General features: G+C 73.9%; 16 protein-coding genes. 10 read left to right on the forward strand and 6 right to left on the reverse strand.

Annotated features, from left to right (window positions below; translation table 11 throughout):
- The first annotated feature begins 10 nt into the window (after nucleotides 1–10).
- Complete coding sequence (locus ASG88_RS20950) at nucleotides 11–2,233, forward strand: 3-hydroxyacyl-CoA dehydrogenase NAD-binding domain-containing protein (RefSeq protein ID WP_056889399.1); 2,223 nt, start codon at nucleotides 11–13, stop codon at nucleotides 2,231–2,233.
- 71 nt (nucleotides 2,234–2,304) lie between these two features.
- Here ASG88_RS20950 and ASG88_RS20955 read toward each other — a convergent pair whose 3' ends face one another.
- From ASG88_RS20955 to ASG88_RS20970, 4 genes are read right to left on the reverse strand one after another with little or no spacing between them, the layout of a single operon-like run.
- Nucleotides 2,305–3,684 carry an RNA polymerase sigma factor gene (locus ASG88_RS20955; RefSeq protein WP_056889400.1) on the reverse strand — a complete coding sequence of 460 codons (1,380 nt, stop codon included), beginning with the start codon at nucleotides 3,682–3,684 and terminating at the stop codon, nucleotides 2,305–2,307.
- Between the two features lie 10 nt (nucleotides 3,685–3,694).
- Entirely contained in the window at nucleotides 3,695–4,543 is an 849-nt protein-coding gene (locus ASG88_RS20960) for a hypothetical protein (protein WP_157559871.1), read from the reverse strand.
- Complete coding sequence (locus ASG88_RS20965) at nucleotides 4,536–5,096, reverse strand: SigE family RNA polymerase sigma factor (RefSeq protein ID WP_235534946.1); 561 nt, start codon at nucleotides 5,094–5,096, stop codon at nucleotides 4,536–4,538. The genes ASG88_RS20960 and ASG88_RS20965 overlap by 8 nt, the downstream gene beginning before the upstream one ends.
- Complete coding sequence (locus ASG88_RS20970; RefSeq protein WP_056889402.1) at nucleotides 5,093–6,238, reverse strand: RNA polymerase sigma factor; 1,146 nt, start codon at nucleotides 6,236–6,238, stop codon at nucleotides 5,093–5,095. Before ASG88_RS20970 ends, ASG88_RS20965 begins: the two co-directional genes overlap by 4 nt.
- A 201-nt stretch (nucleotides 6,239–6,439) precedes the next feature.
- On the opposite strand from ASG88_RS20970, the gene ASG88_RS20975 reads away from it, so the two are divergent.
- Nucleotides 6,440–7,150, forward strand: coding sequence for an ABC transporter ATP-binding protein (locus ASG88_RS20975; protein ID WP_056889403.1), 711 nt, complete (start codon nucleotides 6,440–6,442; stop codon nucleotides 7,148–7,150).
- Entirely contained in the window at nucleotides 7,125–8,645 is a 1,521-nt protein-coding gene (locus ASG88_RS20980) for a hypothetical protein (RefSeq protein WP_056889404.1), read from the forward strand. Before ASG88_RS20975 ends, ASG88_RS20980 begins: the two co-directional genes overlap by 26 nt.
- A gap of 16 nt (nucleotides 8,646–8,661) precedes the next feature.
- On the opposite strand, the gene ASG88_RS20985 is transcribed toward ASG88_RS20980, so the two are convergent.
- The gene (locus ASG88_RS20985; protein ID WP_056889405.1) at nucleotides 8,662–9,216 is read right to left on the reverse strand and encodes a hypothetical protein; all 555 of its coding nucleotides are present in this window, start codon (nucleotides 9,214–9,216) and stop codon (nucleotides 8,662–8,664) included.
- Between the two features lie 74 nt (nucleotides 9,217–9,290).
- Nucleotides 9,291–9,935, reverse strand: coding sequence for an RDD family protein (locus ASG88_RS20990; RefSeq protein WP_056889406.1), 645 nt, complete (start codon nucleotides 9,933–9,935; stop codon nucleotides 9,291–9,293).
- A 205-nt stretch (nucleotides 9,936–10,140) separates the two neighbouring features.
- Here ASG88_RS20990 and ASG88_RS23655 point away from each other — a divergent pair, with 205 nt between their 5' ends.
- The 7 genes from ASG88_RS23655 (at nucleotide 10,141) to ASG88_RS21025 (ending at nucleotide 19,132) form a co-directional block, all read left to right on the forward strand.
- Nucleotides 10,141–10,785 (forward strand): PadR family transcriptional regulator, encoded by a 645-nt coding sequence (locus tag ASG88_RS23655; protein ID WP_056889407.1) that lies wholly within the window; start codon nucleotides 10,141–10,143, stop codon nucleotides 10,783–10,785.
- Entirely contained in the window at nucleotides 10,782–11,507 is a 726-nt protein-coding gene (locus tag ASG88_RS23660) for an ABC transporter ATP-binding protein (protein ID WP_056889408.1), read from the forward strand. Before ASG88_RS23655 ends, ASG88_RS23660 begins: the two co-directional genes overlap by 4 nt.
- The gene (locus ASG88_RS21005; RefSeq protein ID WP_056889409.1) at nucleotides 11,504–14,191 is read left to right on the forward strand and encodes an FtsX-like permease family protein; all 2,688 of its coding nucleotides are present in this window, start codon (nucleotides 11,504–11,506) and stop codon (nucleotides 14,189–14,191) included. The genes ASG88_RS23660 and ASG88_RS21005 overlap by 4 nt, the downstream gene beginning before the upstream one ends.
- A gap of 273 nt (nucleotides 14,192–14,464) precedes the next feature.
- The gene (locus tag ASG88_RS21010) at nucleotides 14,465–15,688 is read left to right on the forward strand and encodes a BTAD domain-containing putative transcriptional regulator (RefSeq protein WP_056889410.1); all 1,224 of its coding nucleotides are present in this window, start codon (nucleotides 14,465–14,467) and stop codon (nucleotides 15,686–15,688) included.
- Between the two features lie 87 nt (nucleotides 15,689–15,775).
- Entirely contained in the window at nucleotides 15,776–16,456 is a 681-nt protein-coding gene (locus tag ASG88_RS21015; protein ID WP_321163839.1) for a TetR/AcrR family transcriptional regulator, read from the forward strand.
- Nucleotides 16,457–16,580: 124 nt separating this feature from the next.
- Nucleotides 16,581–17,375 carry a TIGR03084 family metal-binding protein gene (locus ASG88_RS21020; RefSeq protein WP_056889411.1) on the forward strand — a complete coding sequence of 265 codons (795 nt, stop codon included), beginning with the start codon at nucleotides 16,581–16,583 and terminating at the stop codon, nucleotides 17,373–17,375.
- The gene (locus ASG88_RS21025) at nucleotides 17,372–19,132 is read left to right on the forward strand and encodes an acyclic terpene utilization AtuA family protein (protein WP_200956536.1); all 1,761 of its coding nucleotides are present in this window, start codon (nucleotides 17,372–17,374) and stop codon (nucleotides 19,130–19,132) included. Before ASG88_RS21020 ends, ASG88_RS21025 begins: the two co-directional genes overlap by 4 nt.
- Nucleotides 19,133–19,162: the final 30 nt, after the last annotated feature.

Consider the following 19,162-nt stretch of genomic DNA (forward strand, 5'->3'; position numbering starts at 1 on the left):
TTCCCACACCATGACTGACACCACCACCGAGACGGCCGTGCGCTACGAGCGCGACGCCGACGGCATCGTCACCCTCACCCTCGACGACCCCACGTCGAAGGCCAACACCATGACCGAGCTCTACCAGCGGTCCATGGACGCGGCCGTCGACCGCCTGTATGACGAGCAGGACGACGTCGTCGGCGTCGTCGTCGCCAGTGCCAAGAAGACCTTCTTCGCCGGCGGCAACCTCACGCTGATGTCGCAGGCGACCGCCGACGACGCGCAGCGGATCTTCACCTCCGGCGAGGCGATCAAGGCCGGCCTCCGCCGCCTCGAGCGCTTCCCCCGTCCCGTCGTCGCCGCCATCAACGGCGCCGCCCTCGGCGGCGGCCTGGAGATCGCACTGGCGGCCAACCACCGGATCGCGGTCGACGACCGCTCGGTCAAGATCGGCCTGCCCGAGTCCACCCTCGGCCTGCTCCCCGGCGGCGGCGGCGTGACGCGCGTCGTACGCATGCTCGGCCTGCAGTCCGCCCTCATGGACGTGCTCATGCCCGGCACCCAGTTCGACCCGCAGGGCGCGCTGGCCAAGGGCCTCGTCGACGAGCTGCTGCCGACCCGTGAGGAGCTCGTGCCCGCCGCCAAGGCGTGGATCCTGCAGCACCGCGACGACGAGGAGGCGGCCACCAAGCCGTGGGACCGCGCGGGCTACCGGATGCCCGGCGGGACCCCGAAGACCCCCGCCCTGGCGGCGTTCCTGCCGGCCTTCCCGGCACTGCTGCGCAAGCAGACCAAGGGTGCTGTCTACCCCGCCCCGCGCGCGATCCTCAGCGCGGCGGTCGAGGGGGCGCAGGTCGACTTCGACACCGCGTCGCGGATCGAGTCGCGCTACCTCACGAGCCTGATCGTCAACCAGGGTTCCAAGAACATGATCCAGGCGTTCTTCTTCGACCTCCAGGCGATCAACTCCGGGTCGCTGCGTCCCGAGGGCATCGAGCGCTGGAAGGCCAGCAAGGTCGGGGTCCTCGGCGCCGGGATGATGGGCGCGGGCATCGCCTACTCGTGCGCCCGCGCCGGCATGGAGGTCGTGCTCAAGGACGTCTCGGCCGACAACGCCGAGAAGGGCAGGGCCTACACCGCCACCCTCAACGCCAAGGGCGTCGAGCGCGGCAAGATCACCCAGGACAGGGCCGACGAGCTCCTGGGCCGGATCACCGCGACCGCCGACCCGGCCGACCTCGCCGGCTGCGACCTCGTCATCGAGGCGGTCTTCGAGGACCCGGCGCTCAAGGCCAAGGTCTTCGCCGAGGTCGCGCCGTACGTGAACGACGACGCGCTGCTCTGCTCCAACACCTCGACGCTGCCGATCACCGAGCTCGCCGAGGGCATCGACCGGCCTGCTGACTTCATCGGGCTGCACTTCTTCAGCCCCGTCGACAAGATGCCACTGGTGGAGATCATCCGCGGCAAGGAGACCTCGGACGTCGCGCTGGCCAAGGCGTACGACGTCGTCCAGCAGATCCGCAAGACCCCGATCGTGGTCAACGACTCGCGCGGCTTCTACACCTCGCGGGTCATCGGCACCCAGATCAACGAGGGGCTGCGGATGCTCGCCGAGGGCGTGCACCCGGTCTCGCTCGAGCGGGCCGCGACCCAGGCCGGCTTCCCGGTCGGCCCGCTGCAGATCAGCGACGAGCTCAACATGGAGCTGATGCTCAAGATCCGCAAGGCCACCGCCGAGGCCGCCGCGCGCGACGGCGTCGAGCTGCCCGACGACCCGTCCGGGTCCGTGGTGCAGACGATGGTCGACCTCGGCCGCTCCTCGCGGCTCAAGGGCGCCGGCTTCTACGAGTACGGCGACGACGGTCGGCGCACCCGCATCTGGCCCGGCCTCGCCGAGACCTTCCCGGTCTCGGACGAGCAGGTGCCCTTCGGTGACGTGAAGGACCGGATGCTCTTCATCGAGGCGATCGAGACCGCGAAGTGCTTCGAGGAGGGGGTCATCACCTCCGCCGCCGCGGCCAACATCGGCTCGATCATGGGCATCGGCTTCCCGGCCAGCACGGGTGGCGCTGCGCAGTTCATGACCGGCTACCAGGCGCTCGACGAGCGGGGTCGTCCCGTCGGCGAGATCGGGCTCGGCGCGTTCCTCGCCCGGGCCGACGAGCTCGCGGACACGTACGGCGACCGGTTCCGGCCCACGGCGTACCTCCGTGACCTGCACGCGAAGGGCGAGTCCTTCCCCGCCTGACACCGCCTTCCCCTCCCGCCCCGACGAGGGACGGAAGGGGAAGGTCGGCCCCCGTGGGCGGCGCCGCCCGGTCAGTCCTCATGCACCTCGAGCGTGTCGATGATCTCCAGCAGCTCGTCGACCTCGGCCCGGGGCGCGGTGTCCGTCCAGACGCCCCACACGAGGAGCGGGCGCCCGCCGACGTCCAGCACCCACGCGTCGTACGTCGTGTCGGGGCCCGTGGCGTCAATGGTGCTGTACCTGCTGGTGGTGAAGAGGTAGTCGTCCAGGCAGGTGGGAGCCGGGCCGTCGCGCAGCCTCAGGTGGGTCGCCGGCACCCCGAAGCCGCTGGCCGTGTCCGGTCCCGAGGTCACCCTGAGCGGGAGCCGGGTGAGCGAGTCGACGAGTCCGGCCGGGTCGTGGTTGCTGACGTCGACGACGGTGCAACCGCGCCGGGCCATGTGCTCGACCTCGAGGACCAGCAGGCCGACGTGCCAGGGCGCCCGCACGAACAGCTCCTCGTTGTCCGAGACGCCCGGGGCCATCTCCTCCACGCGGTTGGCCACCTCCCAGCTGTTCCATTCCCCGGGGAGGGCGAAGCTCACGACCGGCCGGTCGTCGCCGACGGCCGGGTGCAGCTCCCGATTGCCGCGGGGAAGGGCGCCAGTGAGGGGTCGGGGGTAGGCCATCACGCCCTCCGACCACCTCGAGTCGTCCCTCCGGGACACATCGGCGGGTGGATCCTCGCCGCCCAGTGCGAGGAACCCGACGGGTCCGAGGAGGCACGCGCACGCCGCGCCCGCGACGGAGTGGTGCCGTCGGTGCAGCTTCCTCCCCGCCGCAGCGACCGGCTCGAAGGCGGGCACCGGGGTCACGCACTCCGCCTCCTCGCGGAACGCTCGCAACAGGAGGTCAGGCGGGACCGGCGTCCCGTCCGGCGGGGTCATCAGGACGGTGAGGGCCTCGCGTCCGCGATCCAGCAGTGGCCCGACGTCGCGGGCACGGAGGTCGAGCTCTCCGGCCGTGGCCCGTACGGACAGGTCGGCCAGGAAGTGCAGGGCGACCACCTCGCGCTGCTGCCCCGGGAGCGACCTGAGGGCGGTCACGACCACGAGGTGCTCCGAGCCGAGCTCCATGTCGTGGATCGTGCGCGGCTCGCGGGCACGGCGGCCGACGCGTAGCGTGCGCCATCGGCTGCGGTGCACGTGGATGGCCGTCGTCCGCAGCCATGACTCGTGATCGGCCTCGTGCAGGAAGCGCCTCCCGGAGCTCGCAGCGCGGACGAACGCCTCGTGCACGACATCCTCGGCCACCTCGAGGTCGCCCGTGAGGCAGTACAGCTGCACCAGGAGCTTGCGGTAGCTCGCGTCGTACACCTCGTGGAGCGACACGCGCTCCTCGAGCGTCGAGTGCCGGCCGAGGCTGACAACGTCCGGGTCCGTGGTGTCCTTCCGGCGGGGGTGGGCACTCATCTCGTCACCCCTACTCCCGCCAGGGCAGCTCGCGCGGGCGCAGCTCGATCGAGGCGGCCATGTCCAGCAGCTCCTCCACCACGCTGCGCGGGGTGCTCCGCGTCCAGCCCGCCACGACCAGGAGGTGCTCGCCCTCCACGTCGACCAGCCAGAGCTCGTAGATGCCACCCACGCCCAGCTGGCCGATCCGGCCCTCGGTGCCATCCAACATCGAGCCGCGGGGGCACTGGGGCGCACGGCTGGTCTCCCGCAGGCTCAGGTGGGCGGCGGGACGACCGAACCGGGTCACGTCCTCGGGGCCGAAGGTCACCTCCTGGCGGGGCAGATCCCCGAGTGCCGCCAGCACCTCCTCGGTGTCTGCCCCCATGAGGTCGACCCAGGCGCAGTTGCTCCGGGTCAGCAGCTCGACCTTGGTGGTGGCCAACGCGGCGTACCACGGCGAGTCACGCAGGGCCTGCTCGTTGTCGGCCCCCGCCGGTCCCACGCCTGCGAAGCGGTCCGGGCCCCACTGCGCCGCGTTCCAACCGTCCGGGACGGTGACCCGCGCGGCCGGGAGCATCACGTCGGCGAAGGGCGTGAGGTCGTAGGTCCCTTCCTCCAGAGTGCTCGTCGTGGGACCCGGCCAGGGTGTTGTGCTCGAGCTCGAGTCGGGGTCCCCGGCCGGCTGCGGGTCCGGGGACCCGCCGTCCTGCGACACCACGAGCCCGGTGGCGGCGAGCAGGCACGCGGCGACCGCTCCGCCGATCGCGTGGCGGCGTCGCCGCCGTGCACGCCCAGCCGACTCGATCAGCTCGAATGCTGGCACCTGGGTCGTCCGCTCCACCTCCTCGCGGAACGCAGTCAACAGTCGCTCAGACATGGCCGGCGCCTCCTTCGGCTTGGTCGAGCAGGGAGGCGAGCGCATCGCGTCCTCGGCTCAGTCGTGACTTGACGGTCCCCATCGGTATGCCCAGCTCCTCGGAGATCTCCTGGACGGGGAGGTCGGCCAGGTAGTGCAGGGCGATGACCTGGCGCTGTGGCTCGGGGAGCGCCCGGAGCGCGGCGATGATCTCGAGGTGGTCCTCGAGGTCCCCGGGGTCCCGGGGCGGCACCATCCGCTCGTGCGCGCGTCGTCCGTTGCGGAGCTTGCGCCACCGGCTGCGGTGGACGTTGACGGCCGTGGTCCGCAGCCAGGCCTCGTGGTTGTCGACGCGGAGGAAGCGACCCCCGGAAGCGGCCGCCCGGACGAAGGCCTCCTGGACGACGTCCTCGGCCTCGTCGAAGCTGCCGGTGACGGCGTACAGCTGGACCACGAGCCGGCGGTAGCTCCCGTCGAACACGTCGCGAAGGGACACGCAGTCCTCGGGGTCCGGCTTCCGCCCGAAGGTGACGGAGTCCTGGGGCGGGGCGGCTACGCCCTGGTGCCCGCTCACGGTTCCTCCCCGGTGTGCAGCTCGATGGAGTGGAGCACCCCGGTCATGGCGCGTAGCTCGGCGGCAGTCGGCCTCATCGGCAGCTCCGCCTCGATGACCACGGCGTGCCCACGGACCTCCACGACCCAGTGGTCGAGCCGGGCGCGGGCGTTGCCGAGGAGCTCACCGCCGCGGCGGGTGTCGAAGGTCCACGGGGGACTGCCGTTGCGGCACGTCGTGCGTGGGACCCGGACGCGCACGTGGACGGCGGTCGTGCCCCACGCCGCCACCGGGTGTGGTGACACCACCACGTCTGCGCGAGGAAGACCGGCGATCGCTTCCCCGAGAGCGGTCGGTGTCACCCCGGGCCGCACGAACTCGGCAGGGATCCCGGGGGACGCCGGGACGTCGGACGTCCGGCACGGCTGTCGGACCACGCCGTCCACGAGGAAGGTCGCGAGGTGGATCGACGCTGCACCGCTCCGGGTGGTCGAGTAGATGCCGGCGCCGTTCGGGTCCTTCCGCCAGCGGCCGTCCTCGGGTATCGCCACCGACACGGTGGTCGGTGCGCCGGAGACCAGCGCGGGCATGCCGGCGCGCCCGGGTGGGATGCGGCCGTCCACCTCCTCCAGCTCCGGCAGGCCCGTCGGATGGGCCGACTGGGCCGCGGGGGACGGCGGAGGGGCTGTGTCGTGGTCGGCCAGTGCGGACGCCCCCGCCACGACCGCGAGCCCGTACGCCGTGCCGGCCAGCCGGGTACGACGCAGCCGCCGGCGTGCACCGCGACCGAGGATCTCGCGGAAGTCGGGGCACACGATGTCGGGCTGCATGTGCTCCTCGACCCGCGGCATGGGTGACGCGTCCTTCCGACCGTGGGACGACGTCCTCCGCCCGAGCTGCCCGGCGAGCCGTCGGCGGCGGTGGACCTTGAACGCCGTGGCACGCAGTCGTGCCTCGGGGGTGTCCGTCCGCAGGAACCGGGGGCCGGCCGCAGCCGCCCGGACGAAGGCCTCCTGCACGACGTCCTCGGCCTCCTCGAAGGTGCCCGTGACGTCGCACAGCTGCACCACGAGCCTGCGGTAGCTCGCGTCGAACACGTCGCGGAGGGACACGCGGTCCCCGAGATCCGGCATCCGCCCGAAGGTGATGGAGTCCTGATCCATGAGGGCCTCCTCGGTGGGATGACCACAACGACTCCCAGCGTGGGCCTGGGTTCCGTCGGTCTCCCTGCTTCTTCGATGGTGCTCCTCTGCCCGCCCCGTGACACTGGCCCGTCCGGACCAGTGCCCCCGCCGGCGCGCTCGGAGGCGCCCGGTCGCCGCATTTCGCCGCGCAACAACGGCCCGGTCGGGGAGGATGAGCCGGTGAGCCAGCCCCCCGTCATCGACGTCCGCGGCCTGCACGTGCGCTTCGGCGAGGTGGAGGCCGTCGCCGGCATCGACCTCCAGGCCGACGCCGGTCACGCCACCGCGCTGCTCGGGCGCAACGGCGCGGGCAAGTCGACCACCATGCGCGTGCTCGCCGGCGTCGTCCCGCCCACCGCGGGGACGGTCCTGGTCGACGGCGTCGACGTGGCCCTCGACCCGGTCGCGGTCAAGCGGCTGGTCGGCTACTGCCCCGACGTCGGCGGTCTGGTCCCGCGCGCCACCCCGTGGGAGCACCTCCAGCTCGCCGCCCGCCTGCGCCGCCTCGACGTCTGGGAGGCCCGGGCCCGCGACCTGCTCGAGCGCTTCGAGCTCGGCGACGTCGCGCACCGGGTCACCAGCGGCTTCAGCCACGGCATGGGGCGCCGGCTGTCCGTCGTCCTCGCCGCCCTCCACGAGCCCGACGTCCTGCTGCTCGACGAGCCCTTCGACGGCGTCGACCCGCTCGGCGTCGAGGCCACCCTCGCCGTCATCGAGGACGCCCGGGCCCGCGGCGCGTGCGTGCTCGTCTCCACCCACCTCCGCGACCTGGCCATGCAGGCCTGCAGCACCGCCGTGGTCCTGCGCGGTGGCGCCCAGGTCGCCGCGATGGACGCCGACGAGCTGAGCGGGGAGGCCGGCGCCGATGCCTACCGCGCGCTCCTCGACTGAGCCGGGTCTCGCCGGCTGGGTGGACGCCGTCGCCGACCTGCGGCACCTGCTGCGCTTCCGCGCCGCGACCGTACGCCGCCCGCGCGCCGCGGGCGTCGCCCTCCTGGTCCTGCTCGGGGTCACCCTCGTCGCGGCCGTGGGACCGCTTCTCGTCGACGGCTCCGGCCGGGCCACCTTCCTGGACGACCACCTCGGCGCGATGCTGGCCGGCTTCCTGGCCCTGGCGGTCGCGTCGTCGATGGCCTCGGGCGGCGGGCGCGAGCTGATCCCGCGCGAGCAGGCCGCCATCCACCCGATCAGCCACCGCACCGAGCACCTCGGGGCGCTCGCCCTGGCCCCCCTCAACTTCGCGTGGCTCCTCCAGGCCTGGCTGCTGCTCGGGATCACCGCGCGGGTCACCGGCCCCGACGGCTGGGTGGGCGGCCAGGTGGTCGTCGCCGCCTGGATCGTGTGCGCCACCGCAATTGCCCAGGTGCTCGGCTGGGTCGTCGAGACCGTCCGCCGCACGCCGCACGGCGTCGCCGTCGTGCGCGGCCTCGCGGTCGTCCTCGTCACGGTCGGCGTCGGCCTGCAGGCGACCGACCGGCTGCTCCCGCTGCTGGACGCCTCGCCCACCCGGGTCCTCGCCGACACGGTCACCGCCCGGGACGGTGCGCTGCCCGTCGTGCTGGTGCTGGTCGCCCTGACAGCGGCCGCGGTCGTGGTCGGTGCGCTGCCCGCCGGCGTCGCGCTGCGTCGTACGCCGCGCGAGGAGCTCACGGTGGAGTCGGGCAGCCACCCGGCCCGTCCGCTGCCCGCCAGCGACCTCGCCGTGCTGCGCCGCATCGACCGGGCGTCGGTGTGGCGCGCGGTGCCGATGCGCCGGGGGCTCGTGGTCCTCGCGGTCGGCCCCGGCCTCGTCGCGCTGGGCGGCGGCATGGACTGGACGCAGGTGCTGGTCCTCCCGGCCCTCGTCATCAGCGGCGGCGCGCTGCTCTTCGGCGTCAACGCCTGGTGCCTCGACGGGCGCGGCGCGCTGTGGCGCGAGAGCCTGCCGGTCGGTCCGGAGACCGTCTTCGCGGCGCGGGCGCTCACCCTCGCCGAGTGGCTCGGGGCCGCCGCGCTGGTGACCGTCGCGCTGGCCGCCCTGCGGGCCGGGGTGCCGAGCGCCACCGAGGTGATGGCCCTGGTGGCCACCCTGGTCGTGGTCCTGCTCCAGGTGGTGGCGGTGTCGATGTCGTGGTCGGGCCGACGCCCGTTCCCGGTGCAGCTGGCCTCGGCGCGGGCGACCCCCGCGCCGCCGATCGTGATGGTCGGCTACTCCGCCCGCCTGGCGGTGAGCACGACGCTCACCGCGATGCTCTTCTCCTCCGCGGCCCAGGCCCCGGCCTGGTGGCTGGTGCCGGCCCTGGCCGTGCCGTTCCTCGTGTGGTCGTGGGTCCGGCTGCGACGTGCGCGGAGACGCTGGCTGGACGCGCCACAGCGGGCGCGCGTGGTGGTGGCCGTCGCCGCCTGAGCGGTGCCGGGCAGGGTCAGCCGCGCGGGACCGACAGCACCGAGCACTCGGACTGGGCGACGCTGAGCTCGCCGACGGCCGGGTCGTCCAGCCGGGCCATCAGGGTGGCGGTCGTGGCCTCCCGGATCGTCTTCTCGTCCAGGCGACCGTCGAGGCACGTCTCGTAGGCCCCGGCGTCGAGGCGGCCCTTGGTCAGGACCTCCTGAGCCTGGGTCGACTGCTCGACGAAGTCGGAGCACGCCATCTGCGCCTCGGTCCACGCCTCGGCGACGGGACGGTCGAGGGCGGTCTTCTCGGCACGCGGCGCGAAGGTCTCGTCGAGCACCCCGCCGTCGCGCAGCTCCTCGGGGGTGACCCGCTCGAGGAGCTCGTCGGCGAAGCACTCGGCGTCCCGGGGGTCGTCGCCGGCGGCGCGGCCCCCGGCGTACAGGTCGACGAGCGCCTCGCGCACCGCCGGTGCGGAGACCACCTCGGCCTCGGCCTCGGCGGCGCAGGCGGCGAGGCCGGGCAGGGTCGTCGCGGCGATCAGGACGATCGCGGACAGGCGTCCGGGCCGCGTGTGGACGCGCATGCGTGGTCTCCCTCGGGTGGTGACCGCCCCGCGGCCGTCAGGCCTTGAGCCTAGTGACGACCGCGGGGAGCGGCTCACCCCTTGGGCTGCTCGATGACGACGGTGCTCATGATCTTGTCGGCGAAGGTCTGGCGCTTGGAGTCCCACAGCGGCCACAGGTAGCCGAGGTAGCAGGGGATCGCGTCGACGATGTGCGCGAGCTGGCGCACGAAGGACAGGCCGGCGCCCATCGGCTGGCCGGTGTCCATCTTGATCAGCTTGATCCCGAGGATGCCCTTGCCGATGGTGTAGCCGGTGCGCCCCTGCTTGATGCAGTAGTTCCACACGTAGTAGGCGATGGAGAGCGCGCCGCCGAGGAACATCAGCAGCAGCGCGAGGCCGCTCGCGCCACCGCCCGTGGTGGTGACGGCGCCGGTGGTGGGATCGGTGGTCGTCTGCACCGAGCCGGCCGTCATCACGAGGCCGATGTAGTAGGGGATCAGCGCCACCATGCCGATGAGCTGGTCGATGAGGAAGGCGCCGACGCGCTGGAACCACGAGGCGTACGCCGCCGGGGCGCCGTACGCGGGCTGGCCGTAGCCGGGCTGCTGGCCGTAGGAGTCCTGGCCGTACGGCTGCTGGCCGTAGGGCTGCTGCGGCTGCTGGCCGTAGGGGTCCTGGCCCTGGCCGGGTGTGCCCTGGCCGTACGGGTCGGACGGCGGGTTGCCGTAGTTGGACATGGTTCTTCCCCCTGCTGGTCTGGGCCCGCGGTCGGTCGCCGCGGGTCGGTTGGGCGACACCCTAGGGAGGAGTCGCCCCCGAGTCCTGCCCATCGGCCCCGAGTCGAAACTCCGGTCCACACCGATCGACGATCCATGCATACGTGGTATACATACCCGGTATCCATCGGTCACGGGGGCCGATGGCGCACCGCGAGGAGACGCGATGTCGATCAGGCAGGCGATGCTGGCGCTGCTGGAGGACGGGCCGATGTACGGCTACCAGCTGCGCGCCGAGTTCGAGCAACGGACCGGCTCGACCTGGCCGCTCAACGTCGGGCAGGTCTACACGACCCTGTCCCGGCTCGAGCGCGACGGCCTCGTCGGGCAGGTGGACGGCGAGGGGGCCGACCGCGCTGCCGACGAGGGCGGACACGTGATCTACCGCGTCACCGAGGCGGGGCGGGTCGAGGTGTCGGAGTGGTTCACCACCCCGGTGCCTCGCACCCAGCCCCCGCGCGACGAGCTGGCCATCAAGCTCGCGCTCGCCGTGACGGTCAGCGGCGTCGACGTCGGCACCCTCATCCAGCGCCAGCGCAGCGCCACCATGGCCGCCCTGCAGGACTACACCCGGCTCAAGCGCTCGGGCCGGGCCGCCAAGCCCGACCAGCCCGAGGACCTCGCCTGGAGCCTGGTCCTCGACGCGCTCGTCTTCGACGCCGAGGCGGAGATCCGGTGGCTCGACCACTGCGAGGCCCGGCTGCGGCGCGCCGCGGTCGACGGCAGCGGCGTACGACGCGGGACGGCGGCGCCCGACGTCGCCGCCACCTCGACAACGACCTCGACGACCACTCCGGGGAGCACCCGGTGAGCGCGCCCGTGCTGCACCTCGACGGCGTGACCCGCATCCACGGCGAGGGCGACACCGAGGTGCACGCCCTGCAGGGCGTCTCCTTCCGCGCCCACGCCGGCGAGCTGGTGGCCGTGATGGGCCCGTCCGGCTCGGGCAAGTCCACCCTGCTCACCCTCGCCGGGGGGCTGGACCAGCCGACCCGCGGGACGGTGCGGATCGAGGGCGAGGACGTCGGCGCCCTCGGCAACGCGGGTCGCGCCCGCATGCGGCGTACGTCGGTGGGCTACGTCTTCCAGGCCTTCAACCTGATCCCGGCGCTCACCGCGGTCGAGAACGTGGCACTGCCCCGCGAGCTCGACGGCGAGAAGTCCCGCGCCGCCCGGCGGCTGGCGATGGCCGCCCTCGAGGAGGTCGGCATCCTCGACCTCGCGGACCGCTTCCCCGACACGATGTCCGGCGGCCAGCAGCAGCGGGTCGCCATCGCGCGCGCCGTCGTGGGCGAGCGACGGCTGATCCTCGCCGACGAGCCGACCGGCGCCCTCGACACCGACACCGGGGAGGAGATCCTGCGGCTGCTGCGGGCGCGCTGCGACGCCGGCGCCGCGGGGGTGCTCGTCACCCACGAGGCCCGGCACGCGGCGTGGGCAGACCGGGTGGTCTTCCTGCGCGACGGCGTCGTGGTCGACGAGTCGGGCGCCGACCCGGTCGACGACCTGCTCGCGCCGGAAGTCGCCCGGTGAGCCGCTCGGGGGGCCGGTCGGGCGGCTGGCTCGCCGGCTGGCGGCCGGCGCTGCGGCTGGCCCGGCGCGACGCGCTGCGGGCCCGCGGTCGCAGCCTGCTGGTGCTGCTGATGATCGCGTTACCGGTGCTCGCCGTGAGCGCAGCCGCGGTCGTGCAGGCCACCGCCGACGTCAGCGGCATCGAGGGCGCCGACCGGCGGATGGGTGCCGCCGAGGCGAGGATCCGCCCGGTCGGCGGTGCGGTCTTCCAGTCGCCCGACCCCGAGGACTACGGCGCCGGCGGATGGGGCACCGAGGGCGAGAGCGCCGGCCCCGTGCCGTCGTACGACGCCGTCACCGCCGTCCTCGGCGACGTCCGGGCCATCACGCTGCGCGAGGGCTGGACGGAGATTCCGCTGGGGGACAAGCGGGTGAGCATCAACGCCCGCGAGGTCGACCTGCGGGACCCGCTCGCCGCCGGACTCTTCACGATCACCGCCGGACGGGCCGCGAAGGCGGCCGACGAGGCCGTGGTCAACGACGTGCTGGTCGAGCGCGGGGTCGGCCTGGGCGACACCGTGACGGTCGGGGACCGCGAGCTCGAGGTGGTCGGCTCCGGGGTCCACGCCACCATCCGCGACACCGCCACGGTGGACGTGCTGCCGGACGCCCTCGGGCCGGCCTTCGCCGACTACACCCCCGACGTCGACTGGCTCGTCGACGGCGACGCGGTGATGTGGTCGGACGTGCTCGCCCTCAACCGCTCCGGCATGCTCGTGACCTCACGCGCAGTGCTGGCGGACCCGCCGCCCGTGCACGAGATGGCCGAGCAGATGGGCTACGACACCGGTTACGGCGACGCGCTCGCGATCATCGCCCTGGTCGTCACCATGGCGCTGCTCGAGGTGGTGCTGCTGGCCGGGCCGGCGTTCGCCGTCAGCGCCCGGCGACAGGCTCGCTCCCTGGCCCTGATGGCCGCGACCGGCGGCACGCCGCGGCAGGCCCGGAGGGTGGTGCTCGCGTCCGGGATCGTGCTGGGCTCGCTGGCCGCCCTCGCGGGCGCCGTGCTCGGCGTGGTGGTCGGGTGGGCGCTGCTTCCGCTCGCCCAGCGCTGGTCGGGGGAGTGGTTCGGCCCGCTCGACGTCGACTGGCGGATCGTCGCGGTGGTCGCGGTCTTCGGGTTGTTGTCGGCGCTGCTGGCCGCCGTGGTGCCGGCGCACATCGCGTCGCGGCAGGACGTCGTCGCGGTGCTGGCCGGCCGTCGTGGCGACCGGCCGCCGTCCGCCCGGACACCCGTGCTCGGGGTCCTGCTCCTGGCCGCCGGCGTCGCGCTGTCGGCGTACGGCGTGCGCGCCTCCAGCAGTGGGCACTGGTTCATCGCGATCGCCGCGATCGTGTCGGTGCTCGGGATGATCCTCGTGGTGCCGGTCGTGGTCGCCCTCGTCGCGCGGCTCGCCCGCCGGCTGCCGCTCGCACTGAGGTACGCCGCCCGCGACGCCGCCCGGCACCGCACCCGGACCGTCCCGGCGGTCGCCGCCGTCGCCGCGACCGTCGCCGGCGTGGTCACGCTCGGCATCGCGGTCAGCTCCGACGAGGCGCAGAGCGAGGCGTCGTACTCCCCGTCGCTGCCCCTCGGTGCGGCGATGGTCAACGTCTTCCCGAGCGCCCCGATGAACGGCTCGCCCGAGCCCGTGTCCGCCGCGACCTGGGACGAGGTGGGGGCGGCCGTGCGGGCGCGGGTGGACGACGTCGAGGTGGTCCGGGGGGTGCAGCAGCAGGGCCCCGACGGGTCGTACCTCAGCACGGACTTCCGCGAGCCCGGTGACCGGACCCCGCTCCTCGAGTCCTGGGGCGGCCGCCTCGACGGCAGCCTGGTCGTCGCCGACACGGTGCCGGGCGTCGCCGGCCTCGAGGGGGACGCGCTGGCCGCCGCGGGGTCAGCCCTCGCCTCGGGCTCGGCCGTGGTCTTCACCCAGCGGCCCGCGGACGCGGACACCGTGCGGGTCCGGCTGGACTCGTACGACGCGACGGATGACGGCGGGAGCACGGTCCGCCGGCTCGACTGGCCGGCGACCTACGTCAACGTCGGTGACGACACTCCGGTCGTCCAGGCCCTGGTGCCGACCGCCCTGGCCGACCAGCTCGACCGGCCCGTCGTCACCTCCGGCATCTACCTGCCGGACGCCGGGCTGGACGAGGACGCCCAGACCGACCTCGACGAGGCGCTCGGCGGGATCACCGCGGATGCGTCGCTCTACGTCGAGCGCGGCTACCAGGCGCCCGACGAGGTCGTGGTGGTCCAGCTGATCCTGGCCGCGCTGGGTGGGGTGCTGATGCTCGGCGGCACCCTGACCGCGACGTTCCTGGCGCTGTCCGACGCCCGGCCCGACCTGGCCACCCTGGCCGCGGTGGGGGCCGCGCCCCGGACGCGGCGCGGGATCGCGGCGTCGTACGCCCTGGTCGTCGGCTTCGTGGGCGCGCTGCTCGGCGCGGTCGTGGGCTTCATCCCGGGGATCGCGATCACCTGGCCGCTGACCTACATCCCGGACAACCAGCTCGGCTCGTCCGGCGAGGCCAGCGGGCCCTACCTCGACGTGCCCTGGCTGCTCGTCCTCGGGCTCGTGGTCGCGCTGCCGCTCGTCACCGCCGCCGTCGTGGGGCTCACCGCGCGCTCCCGGCTGCCGCTGGTCACCCGTCTCGACTGAGGTGACCGGGCACTTCTGTGCCGCTGGGTGATGCCGACCGGGCACCTCGGTGACGCTGGATCGAGCCCAGCTGGCGCGCCCAGGAACCGCCTGGTCGGCGCGCGGGTCTGGTCTAGACAGCCGGCGCCGTCCGCGACGCCTGGGTATCAGGGCACGGGTGTCGACCGTCCGAGTTGTCGGGGTGGAGAGCCCGTCGTGACACAGCTGTGACGGGCCGTGACGTAGGAGACCTGGTGCAGACCCCAGGGAAGGATCGGAGCTCCGGTGGGAGACATGCCGAACGCAAGCGAAGCAGGCACGGGCGGCGCGCGCCTGCGTCTCCTGGGGGGCTGGCAGTTGTCTGTCGATGGGCTCGACGTCCCGCTCGAACACCGCGAGCAACGCCTGACCGCGCTCCTGGGGCTGACCGGACGCAGCGCCCGGGCGCACGTCGCGGGCATCCTGTGGCCCGAGAGCACCCACGCTCGAGCGTTGGCCCGCCTCCGGCGCGCCGTCCTGCAGACCCAGCGGAGATGTCCCGGCCTGCTCCTGGCCGACCGTACCGACATCGGACTCCATCCGGACGTCGTGGTGGACGTGGACGAGGTGCGGCGGGCAGCCCGGTTGACCGAGCAGCCCATGCACGGGGTCGATGCCGGGGCGCCGCTCGCCGCGCTGGTGGGGGAGCCGCTGCTGCCCGCGTGGTCCGACGACTGGGTCCTTCCCGAGCGGGAGCACATCGAGCAGCTGCGGGTCCGCGCGCTCGAGCGGATCGCCCGGCATGCCTTCACGGTGGGCAACTCGGTCCAGGCGCTCGACGCCGCCAAGGCCGCCCTCGCCATCGGGCCGCTCCTCGATCCCGCGTGCGGCGTCCCGCCGTCGCCGAGGATCCTGGCCCTGGGGGGGTTGGCAGTGGCTCCGGACCGGACGGAGAGGGCTTCGTCGTCCGATCCAGCGCCGGCACCGACACCACCGCCGCCCACGGGGCTGCGGGAGCGGCGGCCGGAGGGTATCGCCGAGACCATGGACGTCCGAGGCTCCGGAGCGGGGGTGTGGACCACGGCCGCGGTGGCCCTCGTCGTCGCCGCTGCGGTCGTGGGTGGCGGTCTCGGCGCCGGTGGCGACCCGGATGTCCGGCGGCCGGCGTCCGCGCCGACGTGGGACGTCCCCGCGCCGCCCCCTCTCGGCCCGTCCACCCGGTCACGCTCGGCCGCCGCCGCGCAGGACGCGCGCCAGCTGGTGGTGCGCCCGTCCGAGGCCGCGCTGGGGAGTGCCGCGCTGGTCGTGCGGGGCCGCCGCCGAGGTGGCCGAGCGGGCCGGCACGGCCACGCAGCGACCGGCCGCTGTCCGCATCGTGGTGCGCGGACCGGCGGAACGCAGCGTCGTGCGCAGCGTGGTGGTCCGGAGCCTGGGCGGCCGCCGCCTGGTGCTGGACGGACTCGAGCCCGGCGCCTACAGATGGGAGGTCACATCGCCGACCGCCAGGCCTGTGAGCGGACGGATGAGGGTGGCCGATGAGTCGCCCGCGCCGGCCTCCGGACCTGCTCCTGACCACCAATAAAAGTCAGGCTTGACTGTTTGTTCGTGAGCCCCCACGATGGGCAGGTGACCCCCCCGTCCACGCCCATCGCCCGGGTGCCCCAGCAGGAGCGCACCCGGGCGATGCGGCTGCGGCTGCTGGAGGCGACGGTCGAGTGCCTGGTCGAGCACGGCTTCGCCGGGACGTCGACCACGCTCGTCTCCGAGCGCGCTGGCGTGAGCCGCGGGGCGCAGCTGCACCACTTCCCGACCAAGAACGACCTGGTCGTCGCCGCCGTCGAGCACCTCACCGAGATCCGCGGCGCCGAGCTCGCGGCCGCCGTCGCGGCCCTGCCGGGCGGGCGGCGGCGTACGCGTGCGGTCCTCGCCGTGCTGGGCGACCACTTCAGCTCGCCGGTCTTCGCGGCCGCCCTCGAGCTGTGGGTGGCGGCGAGGACCGACGAGGCGTTGTACGCCGCGGTCGCGCCGCTCGAGCTGCGGGTCGGCCGCGAGACGCACCGGCTCACCGTCGAGGCGCTCGGCGCCGACGAGTCCCGCCCCGGGGTGCGCGAGCTCGTCCAGGCCACCCTCGACCTCGTCCGCGGCCTCGGGCTCGCCAACACCATCTCCGACGACGCCCGCCGGCGCCGTCGCATCCTCGACCACTGGGCCGACGTGCTCGACCGGGAGCTCGAGCCACCCCACGACGCTCCCGTCCTCCCCCGCTCCGCTCCTCCGTCCGACACCGCCGCGGGGACCCCGACATGAGTGCCGACACTTCCGCGCACCTGCGTGGAGATCCACCCACCAGCGGGTCCGCGAGCCTGGACCTCCACGCACCTGCGTGGAAGTCCATGGACCGACCCCGGCCGACCCTCCTCAGGAGAGCTGCATGACCGACGTGCTCCGCACCGTCCTCGCCGACCTCGCCGCCGAGGGGGACCGGCTCGACGCGCTCGTCACCGACCTCGACGACGCGGGCTGGCACACGCCGACCCCGGCTGCCGGGTGGGACGTCGCTGCCCAGGTCGCCCACCTGACGTGGACCGACGAGGTCGCGACGCTGGCCGCGCGGGCCGGTACGCCGGAGGGCAAGGCCGCGTGGGACGACGTGGTGCTCGCCGCCATCGCCGACCCGGACGGCTTCGTCGACGCCAGCGCCCTGGAGATCTCCCGCGACCCCGACCTCCTCGACCGATGGCGTCGGGGGCGCAAGGAGCTCGCCACCGCGCTCGCGGAGGTCCCGCACGGCGAGAAGCTGCCGTGGTTCGGCCCGCCGATGTCACCCACCTCGATGGCGACCGCGCGCTTCATGGAGACGTGGGCCCACGGCCTCGACGTGCACGAGGCGCTCGGGGTCGAGCCGGAGGAGTCGACGCGGATCCGCCACGTCGCCCACCTCGGCGTACGCACCCGCAACTTCGCCTTCGCCACCCACGGGCTGGACAAGCCGGCCGAGGAGTTCCGCATCGACCTGGCCGCTCCCGACGGCGACGTCTGGACGTGGGGGCCCGAGGACGCCGCGCAGACGGTGACCGGGTCGGCCGTCGACTTCTGCCGGCTGGTCACCCAGCGGGTGCACCGGTCCGACACCGACCTCGTCGCCAGCGGGCCCGAAGCCGACCGCTGGCTCGACATCGCCCAGGCCTTCGCCGGTCCGCCCGGCGAGGGAAGGGCGGCGCGATGAGTCTCGAGGCTCGCTCCGCTCACACCTCGACCACCGACGCCGCGCAGGTGCTGCGGATCGGCAACTGCTCCGGCTTCTACGGCGACCGGCTGACCGCGATGCGCGAGATGCTGGAGGGAGGGCCGCTCGACGTCCTCACCGGTGACTACCTCGCCGAGCTGACGATGCTCATCCTCGGTCGCGACACCATGAAGGACCCCTCGCTCGGCTACGCCCGCACCTTCGTCCGCCAGGCCGAGGACTGCCTCGGGCTCGCCCTCGAACGCGGTGTGCGGATCGTCGCCAACGCCGGTGGGCTCAACCCCGCCGGCCTCGCCGACCGCCTCCGTGAGGTCGCCCGCGGGCTGGGCCTGGACCCCGCGATCGCCCACGTCGAGGGCGACGACCTGCGCCCGCTCGGCCTCTGGGACGGAGCGCTCACGGCCAACGCCTACCTCGGCGGCCTCGGCATCGCCGCCGCCCTGCGCGCCGGCGCCGACGTGGTCGTCACCGGCCGGGTCACCGACGCCTCGCTGGTCGTCGGGCCCGCCGTCGCGCACCACGGCTGGACGCCCGAGCAGTACGACGAGCTCGCTGGCGCGGTCGTCGCCGGCCACGTCCTCGAGTGCGGGACGCAGGCGACCGGCGGCAACTTCAGCGGCTTCCTGAGCCTGCCCGACCGGGACCGGCCCCTCGGGTTCCCGCTGGCCGAGATCGCCGCCGACGGGTCCAGCGTCATCACCAAGCACGACGGCACCGGGGGCGCGGTCACCGTCGACACCGTCACCGCCCAGCTCGTCTACGAGATCCAGTCCACCCGCTACCTCGGTCCCGACGTCACCACCCACCTCGACTCGGTCCGGCTCAGCCAGCAGGGACCCGACCGGGTGGCCATCACCGGCGTCCGCGGCGACGCTCCGCCACCCCAGCTCAAGGTGTGCGTCAACGAGCTCGGGGGCTTCCGCAACTCCGTCGAGCTGGTGCTCACCGGCCTCGACGTCGACGCCAAGGCGGCCTGGGTCCGCGACCAGCTCACCGCAGCGCTCGCCGCCCGGCCCCCGCAGGAGACGACCTGGTCCGAGCTCGTCCTCCCGGCCACCGACGCCGACACCGAGCAGGGCGCCTCCACCCTGCTGCGCTGCACCGTCAAGGACGCCGACCCCGCCCCGGTCGGCAAGCCCTTCACGGCCGCGGCCGTCGAGCTCGCGCTCGCGTCGTACCCCGGCTTCACCCTCACCTCTCCGCCGTCACCGCCCACGCCGTACGGCGTCTACCGAGCGCGGTACGTCGACCGGTCGCAGGTCGAGCACACGGTCGTCCACGCCGACGGGACCCGGGAGATCGTGGTGGACCCGCCCGTTGCCACGGCCGGCTACGAACCCGACATCGGCATCCGCCCGTCGCCGTACCCCGCGACCGCCGACGTGCTCACCCGCCGGCTGCCGCTGGGCACCTTCGTCCACGCGCGGTCGGGGGACAAGGGCGGCGACGCCAACCTCGGCCTGTGGGTCGCGCACGACGGCTCCGAGCACCGCGACGCGCGGGTCGAGTGGCTGAGCAAGCTGATCACCCCGCGGCGGATCCGCGAGCTGGTGCCGGAGGCGGTCGGCCTGGAGGTCGACTGCTACCTGCTGCCCAACCTGGGCGGCGTCAACGTCGTGATCCACGGCCTGCTCGGCGACGGGGTGGCCGCGTCGACGCGGTTCGACCCGCAGGCCAAGGGGCTGGGCGAGTGGGTCCGGTCGCGACACGTGTCGATCGAGGACGGCTTGCTGTGACGGGTCTCGAGGCTCGCTCCGCTCGCACCT

Origin of the sequence: Nocardioides sp. Soil777 (assembly GCF_001428425.1) — a bacterium.
In the GTDB taxonomy this organism is placed as follows: Bacteria; Actinomycetota; Actinomycetes; order Propionibacteriales; family Nocardioidaceae; genus Nocardioides; species Nocardioides terrigena.

Bases quoted from the DNA above. Each gene is read 5' to 3' on its own strand.
- ASG88_RS21010 (WP_056889410.1), top strand. From the start codon at position 14,465: ATGCCGAACGCAAGCGAAGCAGGCACGGGCGGCGCGCGCCTGCGTCTC.
- ASG88_RS20950 (WP_056889399.1), top strand. From the start codon at position 11: ATGACTGACACCACCACCGAGACGGCCGTGCGCTACGAGCGCGACGCC.
- ASG88_RS20990 (WP_056889406.1), bottom strand. From the start codon at position 9,935: ATGTCCAACTACGGCAACCCGCCGTCCGACCCGTACGGCCAGGGCACA.
- ASG88_RS20980 (WP_056889404.1), top strand. From the start codon at position 7,125: ATGCCTACCGCGCGCTCCTCGACTGAGCCGGGTCTCGCCGGCTGGGTG.
- ASG88_RS20960 (WP_157559871.1), bottom strand. From the start codon at position 4,543: ATGTCTGAGCGACTGTTGACTGCGTTCCGCGAGGAGGTGGAGCGGACG.
- ASG88_RS20985 (WP_056889405.1), bottom strand. From the start codon at position 9,216: ATGCGCGTCCACACGCGGCCCGGACGCCTGTCCGCGATCGTCCTGATC.
- ASG88_RS20955 (WP_056889400.1), bottom strand. From the start codon at position 3,684: ATGAGTGCCCACCCCCGCCGGAAGGACACCACGGACCCGGACGTTGTC.
- ASG88_RS23655 (WP_056889407.1), top strand. From the start codon at position 10,141: ATGTCGATCAGGCAGGCGATGCTGGCGCTGCTGGAGGACGGGCCGATG.
- ASG88_RS20970 (WP_056889402.1), bottom strand. From the start codon at position 6,238: ATGGATCAGGACTCCATCACCTTCGGGCGGATGCCGGATCTCGGGGAC.
- ASG88_RS21020 (WP_056889411.1), top strand. From the start codon at position 16,581: ATGACCGACGTGCTCCGCACCGTCCTCGCCGACCTCGCCGCCGAGGGG.
- ASG88_RS21025 (WP_200956536.1), top strand. From the start codon at position 17,372: ATGAGTCTCGAGGCTCGCTCCGCTCACACCTCGACCACCGACGCCGCG.